The organism is Variovorax sp. J22P240, from assembly GCF_030316855.1.
Lineage (GTDB): Bacteria > Pseudomonadota > Gammaproteobacteria > Burkholderiales > Burkholderiaceae_C > Variovorax.
In genome coordinates this window covers 86,348-104,248 of record NZ_JASZYR010000014.1, presented here as the reverse complement: position 1 = coordinate 104,248, position 17,901 = coordinate 86,348, and the positions used below count along the sequence as shown (strand labels likewise).

The window sequence follows — 17,901 nt, the reverse complement described above, 5'->3', positions numbered from 1 at the left end:
CCTGATTTTGGAGGCGATTGCCCGCGCCTGTGCTGCGTTGACATTGTCCCGTTACCAACGTAACGATTTCCGACCATATCGGCCGCGGAAGAGGTGCCCACTCCTGCAGTCAAGGCCTTACCCACGGGAAACCTCATGCGCAGCGATGATCACTACGATTTCATCATCATCGGCAGCGGGGCCGGCGGCGGCACGCTCGCCCTCAAGCTGGCCCCTTCCGGCAAGCGAATTCTCATCCTCGAACGCGGCGACTATCTGCCGCGCGAAAAGCAGAACTGGGATCCGACCGAAGTCTTCGTGAAGAGCCGCTACGTGTCGAAGGACACGTGGTACGACTCGGACGGCAAGCCGTTCCAGCCGGGCGTCCATTACTTCGTCGGCGGCGCGACCAAGATGTTCGGCGCTGCGATGTTTCGCTTGCGCGAGAGGGATTTCACGGCGCACCGCACTGCCGACGGCTCGACGCCCGACTGGCCGATTCGGTACGACGATTTCGAGCCGTACTACACGCAGGCAGAAGCGCTTTACCACGTCCATGGTCAGCGCGGCGATGACCCCACCGATCCACCGGCCAGCGCACCCTACGCATTTCCCCCCGTGAGCCACGAGCCGCGTGTGCAGGAGATCGCCGATGGCTTGAAGCGTGCGGGTTATCGGCCGGCGTACGCGCCGACGGGCATCCTGCTCGACGAGGCGGACCGTCCCCACAGCCAGTGCATACGCTGCAATTCCTGCGACGGCTACCCCTGCCTCGTCCACGCGAAAGCGGACGCTGAAGTCATCGCCGTGCGGCCCGCGTTGCAGTACCCGAACGTGACGCTGAAGAGAGACGCTCATGTCCAGCGCCTCGAAACGGACGCCAGCGGACGCACGGTTACCAAGGTGATCGTGCATCGCGATGGGCAGCGCGAGGAGTACACCGGAAGCCTCATTGTCGTGTCCTGCGGTGCGGCCAATTCCGCACGGCTGTTGCTCATGTCGGCGAATCAAAAACATCCGCGCGGGCTGGCGAACGGTTCGGACATGGTGGGTCGCCACTTCATGTTTCACAACGCGGTCGCGCTGGTCGCCCTTTCCCGGCACGAGAACCCGACCGAGTTCCAGAAGACGCTCACGATCAACGATTTCTATTTCGGTGCGACGGACTACGAGTATCCGCTCGGCAATATCCAGATGCTCGGCAAGTCCCAGGGACCGATGTTCAAGGAAGACGCGCCACGGTTCGTGCCCGGCTTCACGTTGGATCAGATGGCCCGACACGCGGTGGATTTCTGGCTCACGAGCGAAGACTTGCCGCTTCCGCAGAATCGCGTGTCCGTGAATTCTGGAGGTGAAATCCAACTCCACTACGAGTTCACAAACGTGGAGCCGATCAATCGCCTACAAAGGAAATTGCAGTCGATGCTGGAGCACATGGACATGCATCCTCACCTCATCCCGAACAACCTCTACATGGGAAAGCACATTCCCATCGCCGGCGTCGCTCACCAGGCCGGCACCTGCCGGTTCGGCATCGACCCGGCAACTTCCGTCCTCGACGTCAACTGCAAGGCGCACGAGCTCGACAACCTGTACGTCGTGGACACGAGCTTTTTCCCAAGCATCGGGGCGGTGAATCCGTCGTTGACCGCCATCGCGAACGCCTTGCGCGTCGGCGAGCATCTGCTGCACCGCATCCAATGACAAATTACCCGCTCGCACGGCGCAGAGAAATCGCGGCCGTGTACGGTGCCGGCTTGATTCAGGGCGTGGCATTGGTCACGTTTCCGGCGGCGAGCGTCGTCTTCACCAGCGCCACGGGCTACGGTTTGTCGAGGACGGAATACGGTGGCATGTTCGTGCCCCAGGCGGTGACGGCCATCGGATCCTCCCTGCTGGGCGCCGGCTTGGCACGCCGCCTCGGCGCCAAGCGCATCTTCTTGATCGGACTCGTTGCGAATCTGGCGTCGATGGCGCTGCTCGTTCTGAGCCGGTTCGCGATGAGCGAGCACGCGGTTGCTTACGCGGTCCTGCTCGTCGCCACCGGCTGCCTCGGCGTCGGTTTCGGTTTCACGGTGCCGACGCTCAACACGCTCGCCGCCGCCTTCTTTCCAACGAAGGTGGACAAGGCCGTGTTGGCGCTGAACGCCCTGCTGGGGTCAGGCACTGCGCTGGCGCCGATGCTTGTCGCGGTGTTCGTCGGTCTGGGCATCTGGTGGGGACTGCCGGTGCTGGCTGGCGCGCTGATCCTGGGGTTGCTCCTGTTCAGTGCGCGCTTGCCGCTCAGTCCGGATGCGCAGGCGGACGGCGCCGGGGTCATGGGCGGGCCGACGAAGCTTCCTTTTCGGTTCTGGGTGTTCGCCGGATTCGCGCTCTTGTACGGTGTCTGCGAAACGATGAACGGCAACTGGGCTTCGCTCTACATGACGAAGGAACTGGGCGCAAATGCGACGCAGGCCTCGCTCGCCCTCACCGTGTTCTGGGGCATGGTGACGGCAGGGCGCGTCCTCTTTGCCCTCGTCGGGAAATGGTTGCCCGAGCGCGCCGTCTTCCAGGTCCTGCCGTTGCTCGTGGCCGCGGGCTTTGCCGTCCTTGCCTTCCTGCAGCCGAGCCAGCCGCTCTTCGGCATCCCGGCCTTTGCGCTCGCAGGCTTCGGTTGTTCGGCGTTGCTGCCGCTGGTCATCAGCTTCGGTCAGGCGGAACTCAAGGCCATCGCCGCATCGATGGCCGGGGGATTGATCGCGTCCTACCAGATCGGGTACGGGATCGCGGCCTTTGGCGTCGGCCCTCTGGAGTCACGGTTGGGATTGAGTCTGGGCACGATCTATGGAGCGACCACCGGCGTCGCGCTGGCGCTCGTCGTGCTTGCCGCGCTCATCGCCCGCCACCCAGCGCGACTGGTCACGGAAGTAGCGCGCGCGCCGATTCAAAGTCCGACCCAGCCCTCAACCATCACTCATCCAGGAGATCAACCATGAACCTGAAAGACAAAGTCGCCATCGTCACCGGCGGCAACAGCGGCATCGGTCTCGCCATCGTGCTGGAGCTCGCCAAGCAAGGGGCCAACGTAGTCATCGACTACGTCGTGCATCCCGAAGCGACCGAAGCGACGGAGAGGCAAGTCCTCGCCTTGGGAGACCAAGCGATCGGAGTGCAAGCCGACGTGAGCAAGGTCGCCGACCTGCAAAGGCTGATCGCTACTGCCGTCAAGAGGTTCCGCCGAGTCGACGTCATGGTCAACAACGCAGGGGTCGAGACTCGCACCTCCGTGCTCGACACGAGCGAGGCGGACTACGACAAGGTGCTCGCCATCAATCTCAAGAGCGCGTTCTTCGGCACCCAGTTCGCCGCGCAGCAGATGATCAAGCAGGGGGGCGGAGGGCGCATCATCAACGTCAGTTCCGTGCACGAGGACTGGCCGATGCCGGGCAACGCCGCCTACTGCCTTTCGAAGGGCGGCATTCGCATGCTCACGCGCACGGCGGGCGTCGAGCTGGCGTCGCACAACATCCTCGTCGTCGGCGTCGGTCCTGGCGCCGTGGCCACGCCGATCAACCTCTCGACCATGAACGATCCGGTGCTGCTGAAGAAACTCAACTCGGCCATTCCGTTGGGCCGCATGGCTCGTTCGGAGGAAATCGCGAGCGTCGTGGCGTTCCTCGCGAGCGACGGTGCGAGCTATCTGACGGCCACCACGATCTTCGTGGACGGCGGGATCATGCAAAGCAGTCCTGGACTGTGATGAGTCGCTCCGAAGAACTCCAGATGACGCCGGGAACTGGCCCGATTTGCACTCACGTAGTCTCGTCGCCAACGGCAGCTTTCAGGCCTCGAATCCAACGGGCCCGGAGGCTGGCTTCGGGCCCGGACTGACACTCCGACTGTTTGGATAGCGGCCACTCGGTTGCCTTCGACATCGGAATCGCGCTGGCCGCGTGACGTCAGCGATCGGCTATGTCTGCACACCTTGGGACCGGTCGTTGATACCGGGATCTCCTTGGCAACTGGATGACCGAAATCGGCATCACAGTGTGAGTTCGCCCAGCAGGGAGGACCGCAATCGCTGCACTTCGGTCGGACATCGGGCGCTGGTGGAAGGCAGGGAGGGCTGAAGAGACATTCACTTTCCTGATCTCGTTGCCGCAAAGCTGCCGGCCGAGCCCGTCCACAGGGACCTCAAGGAAGTCCCCGCAGCGGAGGGCACACATCGGCAGACAGCAGACGGAGCGGTTGAGGCGCCGAGCACGACGTGAGGCTTACCATCGCTGCATGGACTCACGCGAGACCGCCCCCTCCCCCGAGCGCAACAAGCAGCCGATCCTCGAGGTACTTGCGCGCGTATTGCCGCCACGCGGCCTCGTGCTCGAGATCGGCAGCGGCACCGGGCAGCACGTGGCGCACTTCGCCAGGGCTTTGCCCGCCCTCACTTTCCAGCCCAGCGAGATGGACGTGGAGCGTCATGCTTCTATCGAGGCGTGGGTCAGCGAAGGCAACCTGTCGAACGTAAAGCCGCCCCTCGCCATCGATATCACGAAGCATCCCTGGCCCGTATCCGCGGCCGATGCGGTCGTGTGCATCAACGTGATTCACATCTCCCCGTGGGAGGCCACGCTCGCGTTGATGGCGGGCGTCGGCAGGATCCTGCCCGCCGGTGGCGTGTTGGTGACCTACGGCCCGTACATGCGCGGCGGCGCGCATACGTCGCAGAGCAATGAAGCGTTCGACGCGAGCCTGCGCGCAAGGAATCCTCTCTGGGGCGTGCGCGACATCGACAAGGTGGTGGAAGTGGCGGGCAATGAAGGCCTTGCGCTGGAGGAGGCCGTACCAATGCCGGCAAACAACTTCACTCTGGTCTGGCGGAAATCAAACGACGCACCCCCCGGCGCGCGGGCCCTCATCGACGGGTTTGCTTGAGCACCAAAGCTGTCGGCCACGAATGGCGGGAACTGGCCGACTTTAGCCCGTCGGCACCCGGCACTCGAGGCTTTCTGCAGACGCCTCGGTCCGGTCACAGCATCGAATGCGAGGGCTCCATCTCTGCTGGTCCTATGGCGGAATGCGAGCGTTAGATTCTTCAAGGAGGTTCCGTGCCCTACCTGCAACTCGACGTAAATGACAGCTATCCCAAGGACTTGAAGCAGCGCCTCGCGGCTCGGATGTGCGAGACCTACTCCTCGATGATGAGCGTTGACATTCGGCGAATATCCGTAGCGATTCGAGAATTGGGTGCGGGCGGAATTTGGCGCATCGCCGAGGTGGGCGAGGTTCCCGTTCCAGTCTCCTTGCTGATGTTGGACATCCGCCGGGGCCGGCCGGCCGAACTTCGGATGGAGGTGGCCAGAGCGTTGTGCGCTCACTGCATCGAACTGCTCGGTCTCACTGGGGACCGCTTGAATGTGGAATTCACTCAGCATGATGGCGACGAGATGTACCATCCCACGCTGGGTGGCTTCAGCCCAGACTGGAAGCAGGGAGAAGCCTAATTCCGACAGCAGTTCGGATGGCTGCTCCTGGCCCGAGTCCTGCTTATCGGGCAGCGCAGGGGCTACTACCGGTTCTGCCTGTGAGCCGCCGATCGAATTTCTGCGCCGAAAGACGGTGACCGTTGCGGAGAACGGTCATGCACTTCTTCGCGACGCGGCGTTCTTACCACCTACCCGCGCCATGGGGTGATGCGCGGTAACCATCGCCTCACGTTCGCCCGATAGCGCTTGTACTCGTCGCCGAACTGCTCGCCCAGCGCAGGCTCTTCGTAGGCGACAACGAACAAGAAGAATCCGGCCCACACGATCGCGCCGTACCCCAGCGCCGCGACGCTCCCGAACAGGAGGCCCTGGCCGGCGATCAACGCCGTGACTGCCACGTACATCGGATTGCGGACGTAGCGATAGAGCCCGGTGACGACGAGGCGCTTGGGAGGCATCACGGGCGCCGGTGTGCCGAGGCCCTGCAACGCGAAGCGAGCGAACGAATCGAGCAAGATGGGCAACCCGGCGACGATCAGGGCGGCGCCGAGCACGCGCGCGATCGGGAATAGCGGAGGCGCAAAGTGCCAGTGCGTGAGGTACCAAGGGACGTACACGGCGAGCGTGCCCGGAGCAATGACCAGGAAGATCGCGGAACCGATGATCGCGGCGGCGCGCTGCACGATAGGAGCATACAACGCCGCCGCGAATCGTGCGGATGGGCGAGCGCTGGCGTCACGTCGACGCCGCAAGCTCTAACCGCTTTCGCCTGGGTGCCCGTCCAGCGTCCCATGAGCGTGATCCCCAGCACGATGTTTACCGCCACGGCGCGCTGTCCTTCAACAAGGGCCTGTGCGCGCCTGCACAACCGTGCCGCCAACTTTGCGCACCATCGAGGACGTCCTTAAGAGGCCAGAACCATGCCAACAGACACCAGTACTCCGATTTCCGATGGCCACTCGCTCGAATATCGCGGTTTCCGCTTTGAGCTACGAGCAGAGCCGGCGCGCGGCGCATATCAACCCATCGTCGTTCTTGTTCGAACTCCTGCGGATGAGGAAGAGACGCAACTGCCCAACGACACCGAGGAAATTGTGTATGGCACGGAGGCGGAAGCGATCCGTCACGCAGAGCAACAGGCGATGCGTTGGGTTCATGACCGCACCGGCGATGGGCAGGCGCAATTCTGAGCAGCGCTCGCCGGTAGGCGCGCCGGGAGGAGATGTGCGAGGCGTACTGCTCGACCCACCCAGACCCACCGGCTTGGGCGGCCCAGCTTTCGGCGCCGTTGATGTGCTCTCAGAAACATTGCGGGCCGATTTTGCGCAAATGGGCACCAGTCAGCGCCCCGCCAGGCGTGAGAGCTGACTAGATGGCAACGCCGTAGGGCGGCCGCGTGACGCCTGCCGGCCATCACCGGTCTTCCGCGTGCGCCAAGCGGCAGCTCAAGGCCTGCAGCTGCATCGAGAGGCGGAGCAGCGAGCCGAATTGCACAGCAACCACTTGGCCCCGACGAGAACGAGCAACGTTGTCGCCGGCTTGGCGCTCTTGCTGCGCCAGGCGTTTTGCCCTCAACGCACACGCCCTCAAAGGCCTGATGGACGCAGTCAGCCTCGACAAGGTGCACATCATCGGCAACTCGATGGGTAGGTACATCGCCATGGCGGTTGCGCTCGCCAACCCGGCCGCGTGGGCATGCGAATTCGTGGTTGGAAGCGTTAATCCAGCGTCACGCCGGCCTTGCGGACCACGTCCGCATAACGCGCTTGTTCGCGGCTGAAGGTCGACACGGCGGCTTCTGGCGTGGTGGGATTGATGATGTTCTCCTGTTCTGCCATCGCCTTCTTCACCTCGGGCGAAGTCCACGCGGTTACGATGGCCTCGTTCAGGCGTTTCACATCTGGCGGAGCGAGCTTGGCCGGTCCGATTGCGGCGAGCCAGCCGCCCACAGTGACGTTGATTCCTTGCTCCTGTAGCGTCGGAATATTCGCGAAGGAAGGCACCCTTATTGCGCCAGTCGCCGCCACCGCCCGCAAGGTCCCGGCCTTGAGGTGCGCCTGTACAGCAGGAACCGCGAGCACCCCGAAATCGACCTGGCCACCTATCAAGTCGGTGATCATCTGTCCGGCGCCCTTGTAAGGGATGTGGCGAGCCTTCACCCCCGCCCCGTCGACGAACATCTCGGCGGCAAGGTGAAGAATGGTGCCGTTGCCGGATGAACCGAAGTTGTATTGGTCCGGCTTGGCCTTGAGCAGCGCAACCATCTCCTTGGCGCTATTGACCGGCAGCCTTTGCGGATTGACCACGAGCAAGAACGGCGTCTCCCCGACGATCGTGATCGGCGTGATGTCTTTCAGGCTGTCGTACGGCATCTTCTTGTAGACGGCCGGGTTGACGGTGTGGTTGTTGGAGACGAACGCAATCGTGTTGCCGTCCGGCGCGGCCTTGACGAGCTGCTGCGTGCCGATGATCCCACCGGAGCCGGGCAGGTTCTCCACGATGACAGGGCGGTCCAGCGCCTTGCTCATTGCGTTCTGAGCGGACCGAACCATGACATCCTGGCCGGAGCCGGCGCTCGCGGGAACGATGATCCGCAAGGGACTGTTGGCCCCCTGAGCGGTGACCATGATGGGGTGCGTGATCAGGATCGCAGTGGCAGCGAGTCCACCGATGAATGCGCGACGATTCGTAGATTGCATGCTTGTCTCCTTAGGTTTTAGGGTTTCGGGTGCCATGGAAGGCGTCATTCGCCAAACAGGGCACGCAATTGATCGAAGCTCACGATGCGGCCGGCGATGGCGCTCGCTGCCACCGTGCTGGGGCTCGCCAGCCAGAGCCTCCCCGGACCGGACCGGCCCGGGAAGTTCCTGTTGATGGAGCTGACTGTCACTTGGTCCGTCCGGTCTGATACGCCGGGGCCGGCGTTGACGCAGGCGCCGCAGCCCGGTTCGATCAGCTCGACGCCGGCGCGGCTGAACACCTCGAACATGCCCTCGCGCAAGCAGAAATCGCGGACGTCCTGGCTACCGAACTGGACGATGAAGCGGGTCCCTGAATGCACCTTCAAGTTGTGTCCCACTGCCCACTCCAGGACCTCATGGCAGTGGCGCAGGTCTTCGCGCTTGCCGCCTGTGCACGAACCGCCATATGCGATGTCAATGGGAACTTGTCCCCTCAATTCGAAGACGGTCACGCCACTGCCCGGGTCGCCGGGCCTTGCCAGCATCGGCTCCAGCCGTGAGCAATCGATCTCGATCGTGTGCGCGACCGCGGCGCCGTGGTCGCTGCACATCCAGGGCTCGATGCGAAAATCAATCCCGCGGCGCTCGCGCAAGAAGCGGCGCGTCTCCTCGTCGGGCGCGACGATCCCGGTGAAGCCGCCCATTTCAGCGACCATGTTGGTCAAGGTGGCCCGCTCGTCGGTAGGCAATACGGCCAGTGCTTCACCCGTGTACTCGAATACTTGCCCGATGGCGTGGCCCTCGCGCACATGAGGGGTGCGCAAGATGTGCAGCGCGATGTCCTTGGCCTCCACGCCCGGGCGCAGGCGGCCCTTGAGCAGCACCTTGCAGACACGGGGCACTTCGAGGCGCACCTCGCCAGTGACCCATGAATTGGCGATCTCCGTCGCGCCCACACCGAAAGCCAGTGCGCCGAGCGCGCCGCAATGCGTCGTGTGCGAATCGGTGCCCGCCGCCACTTGGCCGGGAAGCACGTATCGCTCGGCCATGATCGAATGGCTGATGCCTTCTGAGCCTTCGCGATCGCGCAGCAGTCCATGCAGCCGGAGGCCGTGCTTCTCGCAGAACAGCTGCTGCACGCGCTGCAGGTTCTGCGCGGCATCGAGAAGCCCGATGGCCTTGCGCTCCGCGGGCATGCTGTGATGTACGAAGGTGAGATGGTCGGAGAAGCAGAGGATGCCCTGCGGATCCTTGAGCCGGAAGTCTCCGCCGGTGGCGCGTTCCAGGACCGTGACCGACATGGGGGTCACGTACTCGTGGGAATAGCGCCAATCCGCCCTGACGAACAGCGATTCGCCTGGCCGTACAGGCTGCTCGCCTCCTCGCGCCCGCGAGATGATCTTTTCCGCGTAGGTCATCGGGCGCGGCGCAACGGCGTGCATCTGCGGAGCCCAGCCCGCGCGTCGCGCCTGCGATAGTTTGAAGAGCCCGCCGCGCCGGATCAGTTCGGCCGTGAGCTCCTCCTCCCCTCGTGTGAACTCATCGATCGGAATGCTTTCGCCGCAGCGGATGCGCTCGATGAGCCCGAAATCGGTGGAGGTGAGGAGGCCGAGATTGCGGCAGTTCTGCCGATAGATCCGCTCAAAGCTCTCCGCAATGACCAGGCGAATTCCCGCGCACAGCTCCGCAAACGGGCTGGCCTCGCGCGACGATCCCTTGCCGTAGCGGCGGCCCGCAACGGTCACCTGGAACCCACCGGCCTTGACACTGCCGGCCTTCATGGGCGTCCGGTCGCCGCACTTGAGCCCGAGGTAGGGGAACTCGCCGAGCTTCTCGTCGTAGTAGTAGCAAATGTTCGCGGGCGTGATCTCATCGGTCGAAACGTCCGTGCGCAACGGCAACGCCATGTCGAGCGACAGGTCCTCGCCAGCGAGCTGGCGATCGATGATCTGCGGGTCCTGGGACAGAAACAGGATGCGCCCGTCGAACCGAAGACTTGGCGCTGTTGCGGAAGCGGTGGACAAGAATAGTCTCCTTGTATAAGTTCAATTGCTGCGTCAACCTGAATTCTGCTCAGTTGCCACCGAAGGACAAGTTAGACTTCCTGAGTTCATATAAGCTGAACTAATGTCAAATCTACCGCTCACGGCGTTGCGCGCGTTCGAGAAGGTCGCTGAGCAACTCAGCTACACCCGAGCCGCGGAGGCGCTCCATGTCACTCAGAGCGCGGTGAGCCAGCAGGTGGCCCAGTTGGAGGAGCGCGTGGGCAAGCGTCTGGTCGAGCGCAGCGGACGGTCGCTGCGCCTCACAGGGCACGGTGAATTGCTGGCTGCCGCTTGCCAGCGGAGCTTCGGCGCGTTGGAGCGCACGCTGCAGCGGGTCTCACGCGGCGGGGACGGGCAGGCGCTGCAATTCAAGCTGCCGCCAACCTTCGCCATGAAGTGGTTGATGCCGCGGCTGCCGGGCTTTCAGGTCCTGCATCCGCAGTTGGAACTGCACATCAACACCAGCGTGCAGGCCGTGGACTTCGAATCGGAGGATGTCGATGTCGGCATGCAACGAGCATCCGAGCCGGATCCAGGATTGCATGGCATTTCCGTCATGGACGAAGCCGGGATCCTTGTGTGTTCACCGCGCCTGTGGGGCAGGCGAAAGTCGCGGGTTTCCGAACTGGCCACAATGACCTTGCTTCACAGCGCCAATCGTCCCGACGATTGGCCCCTGTGGTTCCGCCTCATGGGCGCGCCCCAACTCAAGCCGGCCAATCAAATTGAGTTCAGTTTTTCTCTGCTGATGTACCAGGCTGCGATCGAGGGGCTGGGTGTCGGCATCGCGCAGCCTGAGTTCGTGGAAGAGGATCTGGCATCAGGCCGTCTTGTCGCGCCTTTCAAGCAGGTCGTGTCGACCGGAAGGAAACACTTCCTCGTTTGTCCGGCCCGGGGTCGGCACGACCCTGCAGTCGCGCGGTTTTTCTCCTGGGTGCAGTCAGGTGCCAAGGCGCAGCGAGCAACCCAGGAGCATTGAGGACTTTTCAGCGCAGGTTGTGCCGTCAATCTCAATGCCCGCTGCCGTGCGCATTCCTGACATACATCACGACGTCTCGTAAGGCAGCAGGGGGCCCGGACTAGCACTCCGGCGACGTGAAGGGGCGCCTCTCGATCAGGCTTCGAACCGGGTGACGCAGCGTGATTTCCCTCGGTGGCAGGGAGGGGCAGCAACCGCTGCGTCGCCGCAGCACGACGTGGTGCTCGTTAAGGAAAGGAAAGGAAAGGAAAGGAAAGGGAAGGGAAGGGAAGGGAAGGGAAGGGTACCCTTCGTCGCCGGCCATTAAGGTCAAGGAGGCGCGCCCTTCCGAAGCGCCAATGACTGCCTCCGCTTTGCAGAAGACGGCGCAGTGGCTCGCCAGCGGCGGTCGAGTGTCGTGGTCGGCAACTGAGACTAGCGGACCGCCATCCCATACACTTCTCGCCCATGTTCGCGTTCGCTTCGCAAGACAAGTTCGCCGCTGCCGGTCCCGCGGCCACCGCCGTCCTTCGGCACCGCGCAACCGACCCTGAGATCAAGGACGGCGCCTGGAGCTTCGACCGGGGCACCGCGTCCAGCGACGGCCGGTCCAGCGCCTGGGGCAAGTTCTCACATGTCAGCGAAGAGGGGTGGCACCGCGACATGCTCTCGATAATGGCGAACGAGAACGGTGAGGGCAAGTGGACCGTCACGCACACCATCGTGCGCGCCAAGAACGCGTAGGCTCCGGTCAGGTCCCCGACCGGGCCATCATCGACGCCGCCAGGATCAAGCGAGCGAACTTGGTCAGGTCGCGCTGGCCGCCGCTCGTCTGCATCGCGGGGGTGTGGACATTGGAGTCGTCAAGATGAAGATTTGCGGCCGGTGGCAAGTTTTGAGCCTTACCCACTTCGCCGTCTTGTCGCCCTACATCATGTCCAAGGGCTCAAGCAACGTGAGTGCCGCTATGCTGTTTGGTCGGCAATCTTGCCCAGGCACTCCCCCAGCAGTGCCGTCGCTGCACGCAACTGTTTGGCGGACAGTGCGGCGTACCCCAGGAGCAGGCCCTGCGGTGCGGGCTGACGCCGGTAGTGTGGTGCGATCGGATGCAGCCCCAAACCGCGCTCCGCTGCGTGCGCGGCCAGCGCTTCGACCTGGCGCGAAGTCCAGCCCGGCAGCCAACCAACCACATGCATGCCGGCGCGTGAGTCGTTGACCACCAGATGCGTGCTGCAATGCTCGCGCAGACCGTCCAGCAACGTCGCGCGGCGGCGGCGCAATTCCGCTGAAGCATGGCGCAAATGACGATCGAACGCGCCGCTTTGCATCAGCTCGGCCAGTGCTGTCTGCTCGATGCTGCCGCAACCCAGGTCGTCGTGCAGCTTGGCGGCGATGAGATCATCGCGCACGCCCCTTGGGCAGACCACATAGCCAAGGCGCAGCCCCGGGAAAAGCACCTTCGAGAAGCTGCCGACGTAGATCACCCGGTCGTGGACATCGAGCGATCGAAGTGCCGGGATGGCGACACCGTCGTAGCGGAACTCGCCGTCGTAGTCGTCTTCGACCACCCAGCAGCCGCGTAGAGCAGCGTATTCGAGCAAGGTTGTTCGCCGCGCCAGTGACATCACGGCGCCGGATGGGAATTGGTGCGACGGCGTAACCAGGACCATGCGGACGCCGCTTCCCCGTGGTAGGACCTCAACCCGCAAACCCTCGGCGTCGACCTTTACCGGCAGCAGGCGCGCGCCATGAGCCTGCAACGCGCGCGATGCGAATTCGTACCCGGGATCCTCAATCGCGACGAGCGACCCTTCGTCGATCAACACCCGAGCGAGCAGAGAGACTGCCTGCTGCGTCCCGCTGACGACCACCACGTCATCGGCGTCGCACACGACGCCGCGCCGCCGTGCGAGATACTCGCTGATGGCCTGACGCAGCACACGCAGGCCAACGCTTGGCGGGTAACCCCAATCCCTTGCGCCCACCGCCTGTGACAGCTCGCGCCGCCATGCGTTGACCAGTGGCGGGTCGACCAAGGGCTCGCCGTAGTGCAGGTCGTAACGCAGGCGCTGAGCGACGCGGCGAAGCGTCAGTGCCGGCAAGCCCCGTAAGCGGGCGGCGTAGCGTGTCTGGGCCGGAACCTGCGCCTTGATCGACGGCCTGTCACCCAAAACCGCCGAGGTCGCCACAAAGGTGCCGGAGCCGACTCTGGCCACCGCCAACTGCTCAGCACACAGCATCTCGTAGGCTGTGATCACGGTATTGCGCGACAGCCCCAACTCCGCGGCCAGCACGCGCGTCGCAGGCAGGGCTGCACCAGCCTTCAGCTGGCCATGAAGGATTGCACGCTTGAGTGCCCGCGCCAGCTGCGCGTAGAGCACGCCATTTCCATCAAACTGCAAGAACATGGTCCGAGACGCTGTCCGAACTGGTGCCGACCAGCATACCGATGTGGCAGGCCAATGGGGCCACTTCAGCGGAAGTCGGGCCCGGCCGTTCGGGCCCACCAATTGGCACCGGAGTGTCGGCGTGGATTGGTACTTTATTCATCGGCCTGAATGCGTAATCTTGGTGCCACTCGACGGGCCATGTCGGCCCATCCCGGGAGCACACCATGTCCACGACCCTGACCCCCTACTTGAGCTTTGGAGGCAACACCCGCGAGGTCTTCGCCTTCTACGAGAAGGCGCTCGGCGCCAAGATCGAATCGATGATGAGTTACGACGACATGCCCGCATCACCCGCGGGCGCCGACGGTTGCGGCGACGGCCCGCGCCCCACCGGCAACAGCATCATGCATGCGTGCTTGGCGCTGCCCGGTGGCGCGAAGCTGTTCGCCGGCGATGTGCCACCAGGCATGCCGTACGAGGGCGTGAAGGGCGCAATGCTGGCCATCCAGTACGACACCGTCGACCAGGCGCACGGCGCCTTCCACGCGCTGTCGCAGGGCGGTCAGGTGACGATGCCGCTGGCGCCGGCGTTCTGGGCCAAAACCTTCGGCATGCTCACTGATCGCTTCGGCGTGTGCTGGGGTGTCAATGGGGAGTCCATTGCGTTCGGATGAGCACATGACGCTCGAGGGGTACATCACCAACATCCGGGCCAAGACCGGCAAGGACCCCCAAGGACTTCTTCGACGAGGCCGTGCGCAGCGGCGTTCTGCATCCCGAGACGAAGACGATGCAGTTCATCGCGTGGCTGAAATCCACGTCGGGGCTCGGTCATGGGCACGCGATGGCGGTCTGGGAAGCCTGTCAGCGCAACGGCTGGGTTCCGCTCGCGCAAAGAGCAACGCCGGCGCCCCGAGCCCCCAGCAGGAAGCGCACCTCATGATCGTAGCGAATCCGAAATGACGGGCGCACCTGGCGCCTTCCCACAGATCCGGAGCTTCATGCGGTGGTCCAGGGAAGCCCCAGCGATGGCACGGCGCACAACGCACCGGGCATCTCCAAGTGGCTGACCGGGCGCACCGCTGCCCGCCAGGCGGGACACGGTGCTGGAGCATCGCATTGCGTCAGAGCCCGCCGAGATGCCCTGAAGCGGCGCTCTGTTGAGCGCCGCCTCCTCACCCGGCAGCCGGCCGCGCCCGGTCTGGTTGCGTGTAGTCGCACACCCCCTCCGGGAAGATGCGCTTGAGTTGCTCCACCTGCTGGGCACTGGGCGCCGAATTGCCATAGGTGCCGTCAGTCAGAGCCTTGTCCACCGGCTTGAGCGCGCAGCGGTAGATGCCGCCCTCGATCGGCGCACCGGCCACCGTGCGCGACGTGCCGTAAAGCGGGAAGCTTTGCGTGCATGCGCCTGCGGGCTGACTGTCCAAGATGCCGGTCCAGACGCCGCCGCCCGCGCTCATGCGCTGGCCTTGCAGGTTGAAACAGGCGTCCACGGCATCGGTCGGCTTGTTGCCCACGATGCCACCCGCAGGATTCGTGCGCATGTTCGCGAGCCACTGGTCCATGACGTCGAGCGCCTGCATCGACTGGCTTGCCTTGGGCGTGCCGGGCGTGGTGTCGGTGAACCACACGACCAGGTTGTCGCTGTGACCCATCTTCTGCAGCACGCGCTGCCGCACGGCGAAGGACTGGTGGCTGTTGTGCATGTCCAGTTCGCGTTCCATGTACTGGCGATGATCGATGGCCGGTACGTCCAGACGCCCGGTGAACACATGCCCCGAGGTGTAGGCCGCCCGCATCGCGAGCGGATCACCCGCTGTGCGCGGCGCCGGCGCATCGGCCGCGGTCAACCGCATGTTGCGACGACTCCAGGGGTCGAAGTAACCGGGTTGCGACAGCGCTTTGTTGATCTCCGACTGCGTCGTGCCGAAGAAGGGAAAGCCTTCCTGCACCATGTCACTCGGATGCTTCCAGCCGCCCACGTGCCAGTTCAGGTGCACGAACTCGTCCATCGTGATGTGGCCCGCTCGCAGGGACTTGAGGCCGTATTGCACGCCCACGTTGTCCCAGGTCGTGCGGGCCGCGCCGCTGGCGTCCACGCCGTAGACATTGCGCAGGTCGTCGTAGTGGGTCCAGCGGATGGCCGCAATGTCGCTTTGCGGCTCGTACAACTGCTGGTTGGGCGCCTGGCCGTACCAGGGGTTCATCGACAACGGCGTGAGGCCGCGCCACGCCGGCACGCATTCGGTGCTGCCCTTTGCGGTGCTGTAGCCCAGCGCGATCTTCAGCGGCGCGAGCGCATCGTTCACGCGCGCGTTCGGCCCGCCGTCGGGGTTCTCCTCCGCATTCATGCCCACCAGCCACGTGCGGTTCTTGGTCACGCCCCACTTGCCGTTGGCACGGTCGGTCGCGTCCATGTAGTGCTCCAGCAATTCGCAGTCGCCGACGTGGATGGTCTGCGTGACCATGTCGGGGTAGCTCTGAACGGGCAGCAGGCCGTCGAGCACGCCGGGGTTGTTCTGCGCGATCATGTACTGCTGGATCGCGCCGCCCGAGCCGCCCAGGCCGACGGTGTAGACGGGCGCGCCATAGCGCTCAATGAAGCGCTCCTTGGTCATCATCGCGGTTTCGCCGGCGAGGTTCATGTTGTAGTGCGTGCCGGTGTTGTTGCCGCTCGAATGGACGATGGCCCAGCCGCGGCCGAGCACGTCGAGGTTCATCGAGCCGCCATGCACCGTCCCCTGGCTGTGGCCGATCGCCACGCCGCCCTGGAACCAGTAAAGCAGCTTGCCGTTCCACAGCGAAGTGTCGGCCTGCGCGACGTTGTCCGCCGCCGGCATGGGCGCGAGCATCGCGATGCTGTAGAGGAAGCGGTTGATGCTGCCGATCTCGCGCCGCACGACGAAGTCCACCGTCCGGCCGTCTGCCAGGGTTGCCTGGCCCATGTCGGAGGGCCGCGTGCCGTCGGCCGGCAGCGGCTTGAGCGCGCCTGCCGTGCTGCGGTACTGGTAGCTGACGAAGGTGTCGATAGAGCAGTCCTGGCTGTAGCCCAGCAAGGTGCCCTGCGCATCGCGCACCGGGTAGCCCGGCGGCACAGCGCTGTCCACCCGCGGCTGCTTGCCCACGGCCCCCTGGATCGTGGTGCAGACGAAGGGCGTCTGCTGCGGCCCGGTGAACATCGGGCCCGTGATCGGGTAGTTGGTCAGCGTGAGCTGGTCGCGCCCCTGCCCATTGCCGTTCCGATGGCGGACCTCCAGCGTGTTCGCCCCCAGCTTCAGGCCGCTGATCAAGCCTTCGAGGCCGACCGCGGTTTCGGCGAGCTTCACATCCAGGCGCGTGCCGTTGAGCCACAGCTCCAGCTTGTCGCGCAGGCCCGGCGCGGTGCGGACCTCGATGCGCGCATCGCCGCCCGAGACAAACTCGGGCGCGCTCGACAACACGCGCAGACGCACGCTATTGCCGTTCTCCTTGTCGTTCTGCGCTTTCGCCTGCTGCGCGGCGTCGACGTCGGCGCTGCTCTTCGAACTACTTGTGCCGGTGCCGCCGCCTGATCCGGAGCCTCCGCCACTGCTGCCTCCGCCGCAGGAAGCCAACAGCACTACACACACGGCCGATGCGGCCGTCAGACCTTTGGATGTCATCGTGTCTCCTCGGGCACGCAGGCCCTTGTTGTCGTTGCCAGAGCCGGGTGGCCGGCCGTTGGCTGCGGATTGCTCGCGTACAGGACGCGGCCGCGCAAAGGCTAGACGTTTTTGCGTCACCTGAACATAGGTTCCGAATCTGATGCGCAACCGAGGCAGCTCCGTCATCCGTGCGCGTCATCGCGCGCGATGCAGGCCCCCTCGACCACCGCTTCCAGCGAACTGCTCCTGCGCGCGACGTTGAGATCGCGGCGCGAGACTTCGGTTCGTGGCTGTCGCTTTCAGGTGAAACGGAATGTAAGAAGGCGATCTGCTCAGCGTTCGAACGACGCATTTGAACGCGTAATTCGCGGGATGGCGGATAGGACCTAACCAGCCCGCCCAGCTGCGACTCGGTTGCCGTTGTAGTCCTTTCGTCGTCCGCGTCGGTGACGGACTCTATGTCTGCACCTCCTTGTGACCGGTCGTGGACCTCGAGGGCCGCGTGGCGTTTGAATGACCGGAATCGACCTCATCAAAGGCGCTCGCCAAGCGGCAGCGAAGGACCGAAGCCGCTGCGAAGCGGGCGGTCCATGCGGTCCATGCGGTCTAAATGCAGCCGGGGCGGCCTTCGATTGCGTGTGATTGGCCACACGTATCTGGTTCGGGCCACGGCGCCAGCCAGTGGCGTTTGCAGTCCGTCGCGAACGATCTTCACCCTCGAGCTAATCGGTCCGTTCGAGGCGTCTCCGGCCTTGTGGAT

Annotated in this window: 14 protein-coding genes and 1 pseudogene; 10 read left to right on the top strand and 5 right to left on the bottom strand. The window is 64.3% G+C overall.

The annotated features are described in order from the left end of the window. Positions 1-135: 135 nt before the first annotated feature. From QTI24_RS25260 to QTI24_RS25240, 5 genes are all read left to right on the top strand, one after another. Entirely contained in the window at positions 136-1,683 is a 1,548-nt protein-coding gene (locus QTI24_RS25260; protein ID WP_286604126.1) for a GMC oxidoreductase, read from the top strand. Then, complete coding sequence (locus QTI24_RS25255; protein ID WP_286604125.1) at positions 1,680-2,957, top strand: MFS transporter; 1,278 nt, start codon at positions 1,680-1,682, stop codon at positions 2,955-2,957. Before QTI24_RS25260 ends, QTI24_RS25255 begins: the two co-directional genes overlap by 4 nt. After that, positions 2,954-3,721 carry an SDR family NAD(P)-dependent oxidoreductase gene (locus tag QTI24_RS25250; protein WP_286604124.1) on the top strand — a complete coding sequence of 256 codons (768 nt, stop codon included), beginning with the start codon at positions 2,954-2,956 and terminating at the stop codon, positions 3,719-3,721. Before QTI24_RS25255 ends, QTI24_RS25250 begins: the two co-directional genes overlap by 4 nt. Positions 3,722-4,248: 527 nt before the next feature. Then, positions 4,249-4,893, top strand: a complete 645-nt coding sequence (locus QTI24_RS25245; protein WP_286604123.1) for a DUF938 domain-containing protein — start codon at positions 4,249-4,251, stop codon at positions 4,891-4,893. Positions 4,894-5,066: 173 nt separating this feature from the next. Then, on the top strand, positions 5,067-5,462 hold the full coding sequence (locus QTI24_RS25240) for a tautomerase family protein (RefSeq protein WP_286604122.1): 396 nt from the start codon (positions 5,067-5,069) through the stop codon (positions 5,460-5,462). Between the two features lie 170 nt (positions 5,463-5,632). Here QTI24_RS25240 and QTI24_RS25235 read toward each other — a convergent pair whose 3' ends face one another. Next, a complete protein-coding gene (locus QTI24_RS25235) occupies positions 5,633-6,142 on the bottom strand; it encodes a methyltransferase family protein (protein ID WP_286604121.1) in 510 nt (169 codons plus the stop codon). A gap of 222 nt (positions 6,143-6,364) precedes the next feature. Between QTI24_RS25235 and QTI24_RS25230 the strand changes: the two genes are divergently transcribed. Next, positions 6,365-6,634 carry a hypothetical protein gene (locus QTI24_RS25230; RefSeq protein WP_286604120.1) on the top strand — a complete coding sequence of 90 codons (270 nt, stop codon included), beginning with the start codon at positions 6,365-6,367 and terminating at the stop codon, positions 6,632-6,634. Positions 6,635-7,162: 528 nt separating this feature from the next. Here QTI24_RS25230 and QTI24_RS25220 read toward each other — a convergent pair. Both QTI24_RS25220 and QTI24_RS25215 read right to left on the bottom strand, forming a co-directional pair. After that, entirely contained in the window at positions 7,163-8,179 is a 1,017-nt protein-coding gene (locus tag QTI24_RS25220; RefSeq protein ID WP_286604119.1) for a Bug family tripartite tricarboxylate transporter substrate binding protein, read from the bottom strand. Positions 8,180-8,187: 8 nt separating this feature from the next. Beyond that, positions 8,188-10,149: an aconitase family protein gene (locus QTI24_RS25215; protein ID WP_286604118.1), complete on the bottom strand. Its 1,962-nt coding sequence runs from the start codon at positions 10,147-10,149 to the stop codon at positions 8,188-8,190. A gap of 127 nt (positions 10,150-10,276) precedes the next feature. Between QTI24_RS25215 and QTI24_RS25210 the strand changes: the two genes are divergently transcribed. After that, entirely contained in the window at positions 10,277-11,149 is an 873-nt protein-coding gene (locus QTI24_RS25210) for a LysR substrate-binding domain-containing protein (RefSeq protein WP_286604117.1), read from the top strand. A 447-nt stretch (positions 11,150-11,596) separates the two neighbouring features. Beyond that, a complete protein-coding gene (locus tag QTI24_RS25205) occupies positions 11,597-11,872 on the top strand; it encodes a hypothetical protein (RefSeq protein ID WP_286604116.1) in 276 nt (91 codons plus the stop codon). Between the two features lie 221 nt (positions 11,873-12,093). Here QTI24_RS25205 and pdxR read toward each other — a convergent pair whose 3' ends face one another. After that, entirely contained in the window at positions 12,094-13,536 is a 1,443-nt protein-coding gene (gene pdxR / locus QTI24_RS25200; protein WP_286604115.1) for a MocR-like pyridoxine biosynthesis transcription factor PdxR, read from the bottom strand. 206 nt (positions 13,537-13,742) lie between these two features. On the opposite strand from pdxR, the gene QTI24_RS25195 reads away from it, so the two are divergent. Together QTI24_RS25195 and QTI24_RS31535 are read left to right on the top strand one after the other, a co-directional pair. Further along, on the top strand, positions 13,743-14,192 hold the full coding sequence (locus QTI24_RS25195) for a VOC family protein (protein WP_286604114.1): 450 nt from the start codon (positions 13,743-13,745) through the stop codon (positions 14,190-14,192). Between the two features lie 62 nt (positions 14,193-14,254). Beyond that, positions 14,255-14,461: pseudogene (locus tag QTI24_RS31535) on the top strand (DUF4287 domain-containing protein); the annotation flags it as partial. 232 nt (positions 14,462-14,693) lie between these two features. On the opposite strand, the gene QTI24_RS25190 reads toward QTI24_RS31535, so the two are convergent. Next, positions 14,694-17,159, bottom strand: coding sequence for a DUF6351 family protein (locus QTI24_RS25190; protein ID WP_286604113.1), 2,466 nt, complete (start codon positions 17,157-17,159; stop codon positions 14,694-14,696). Positions 17,160-17,901: the final 742 nt, after the last annotated feature.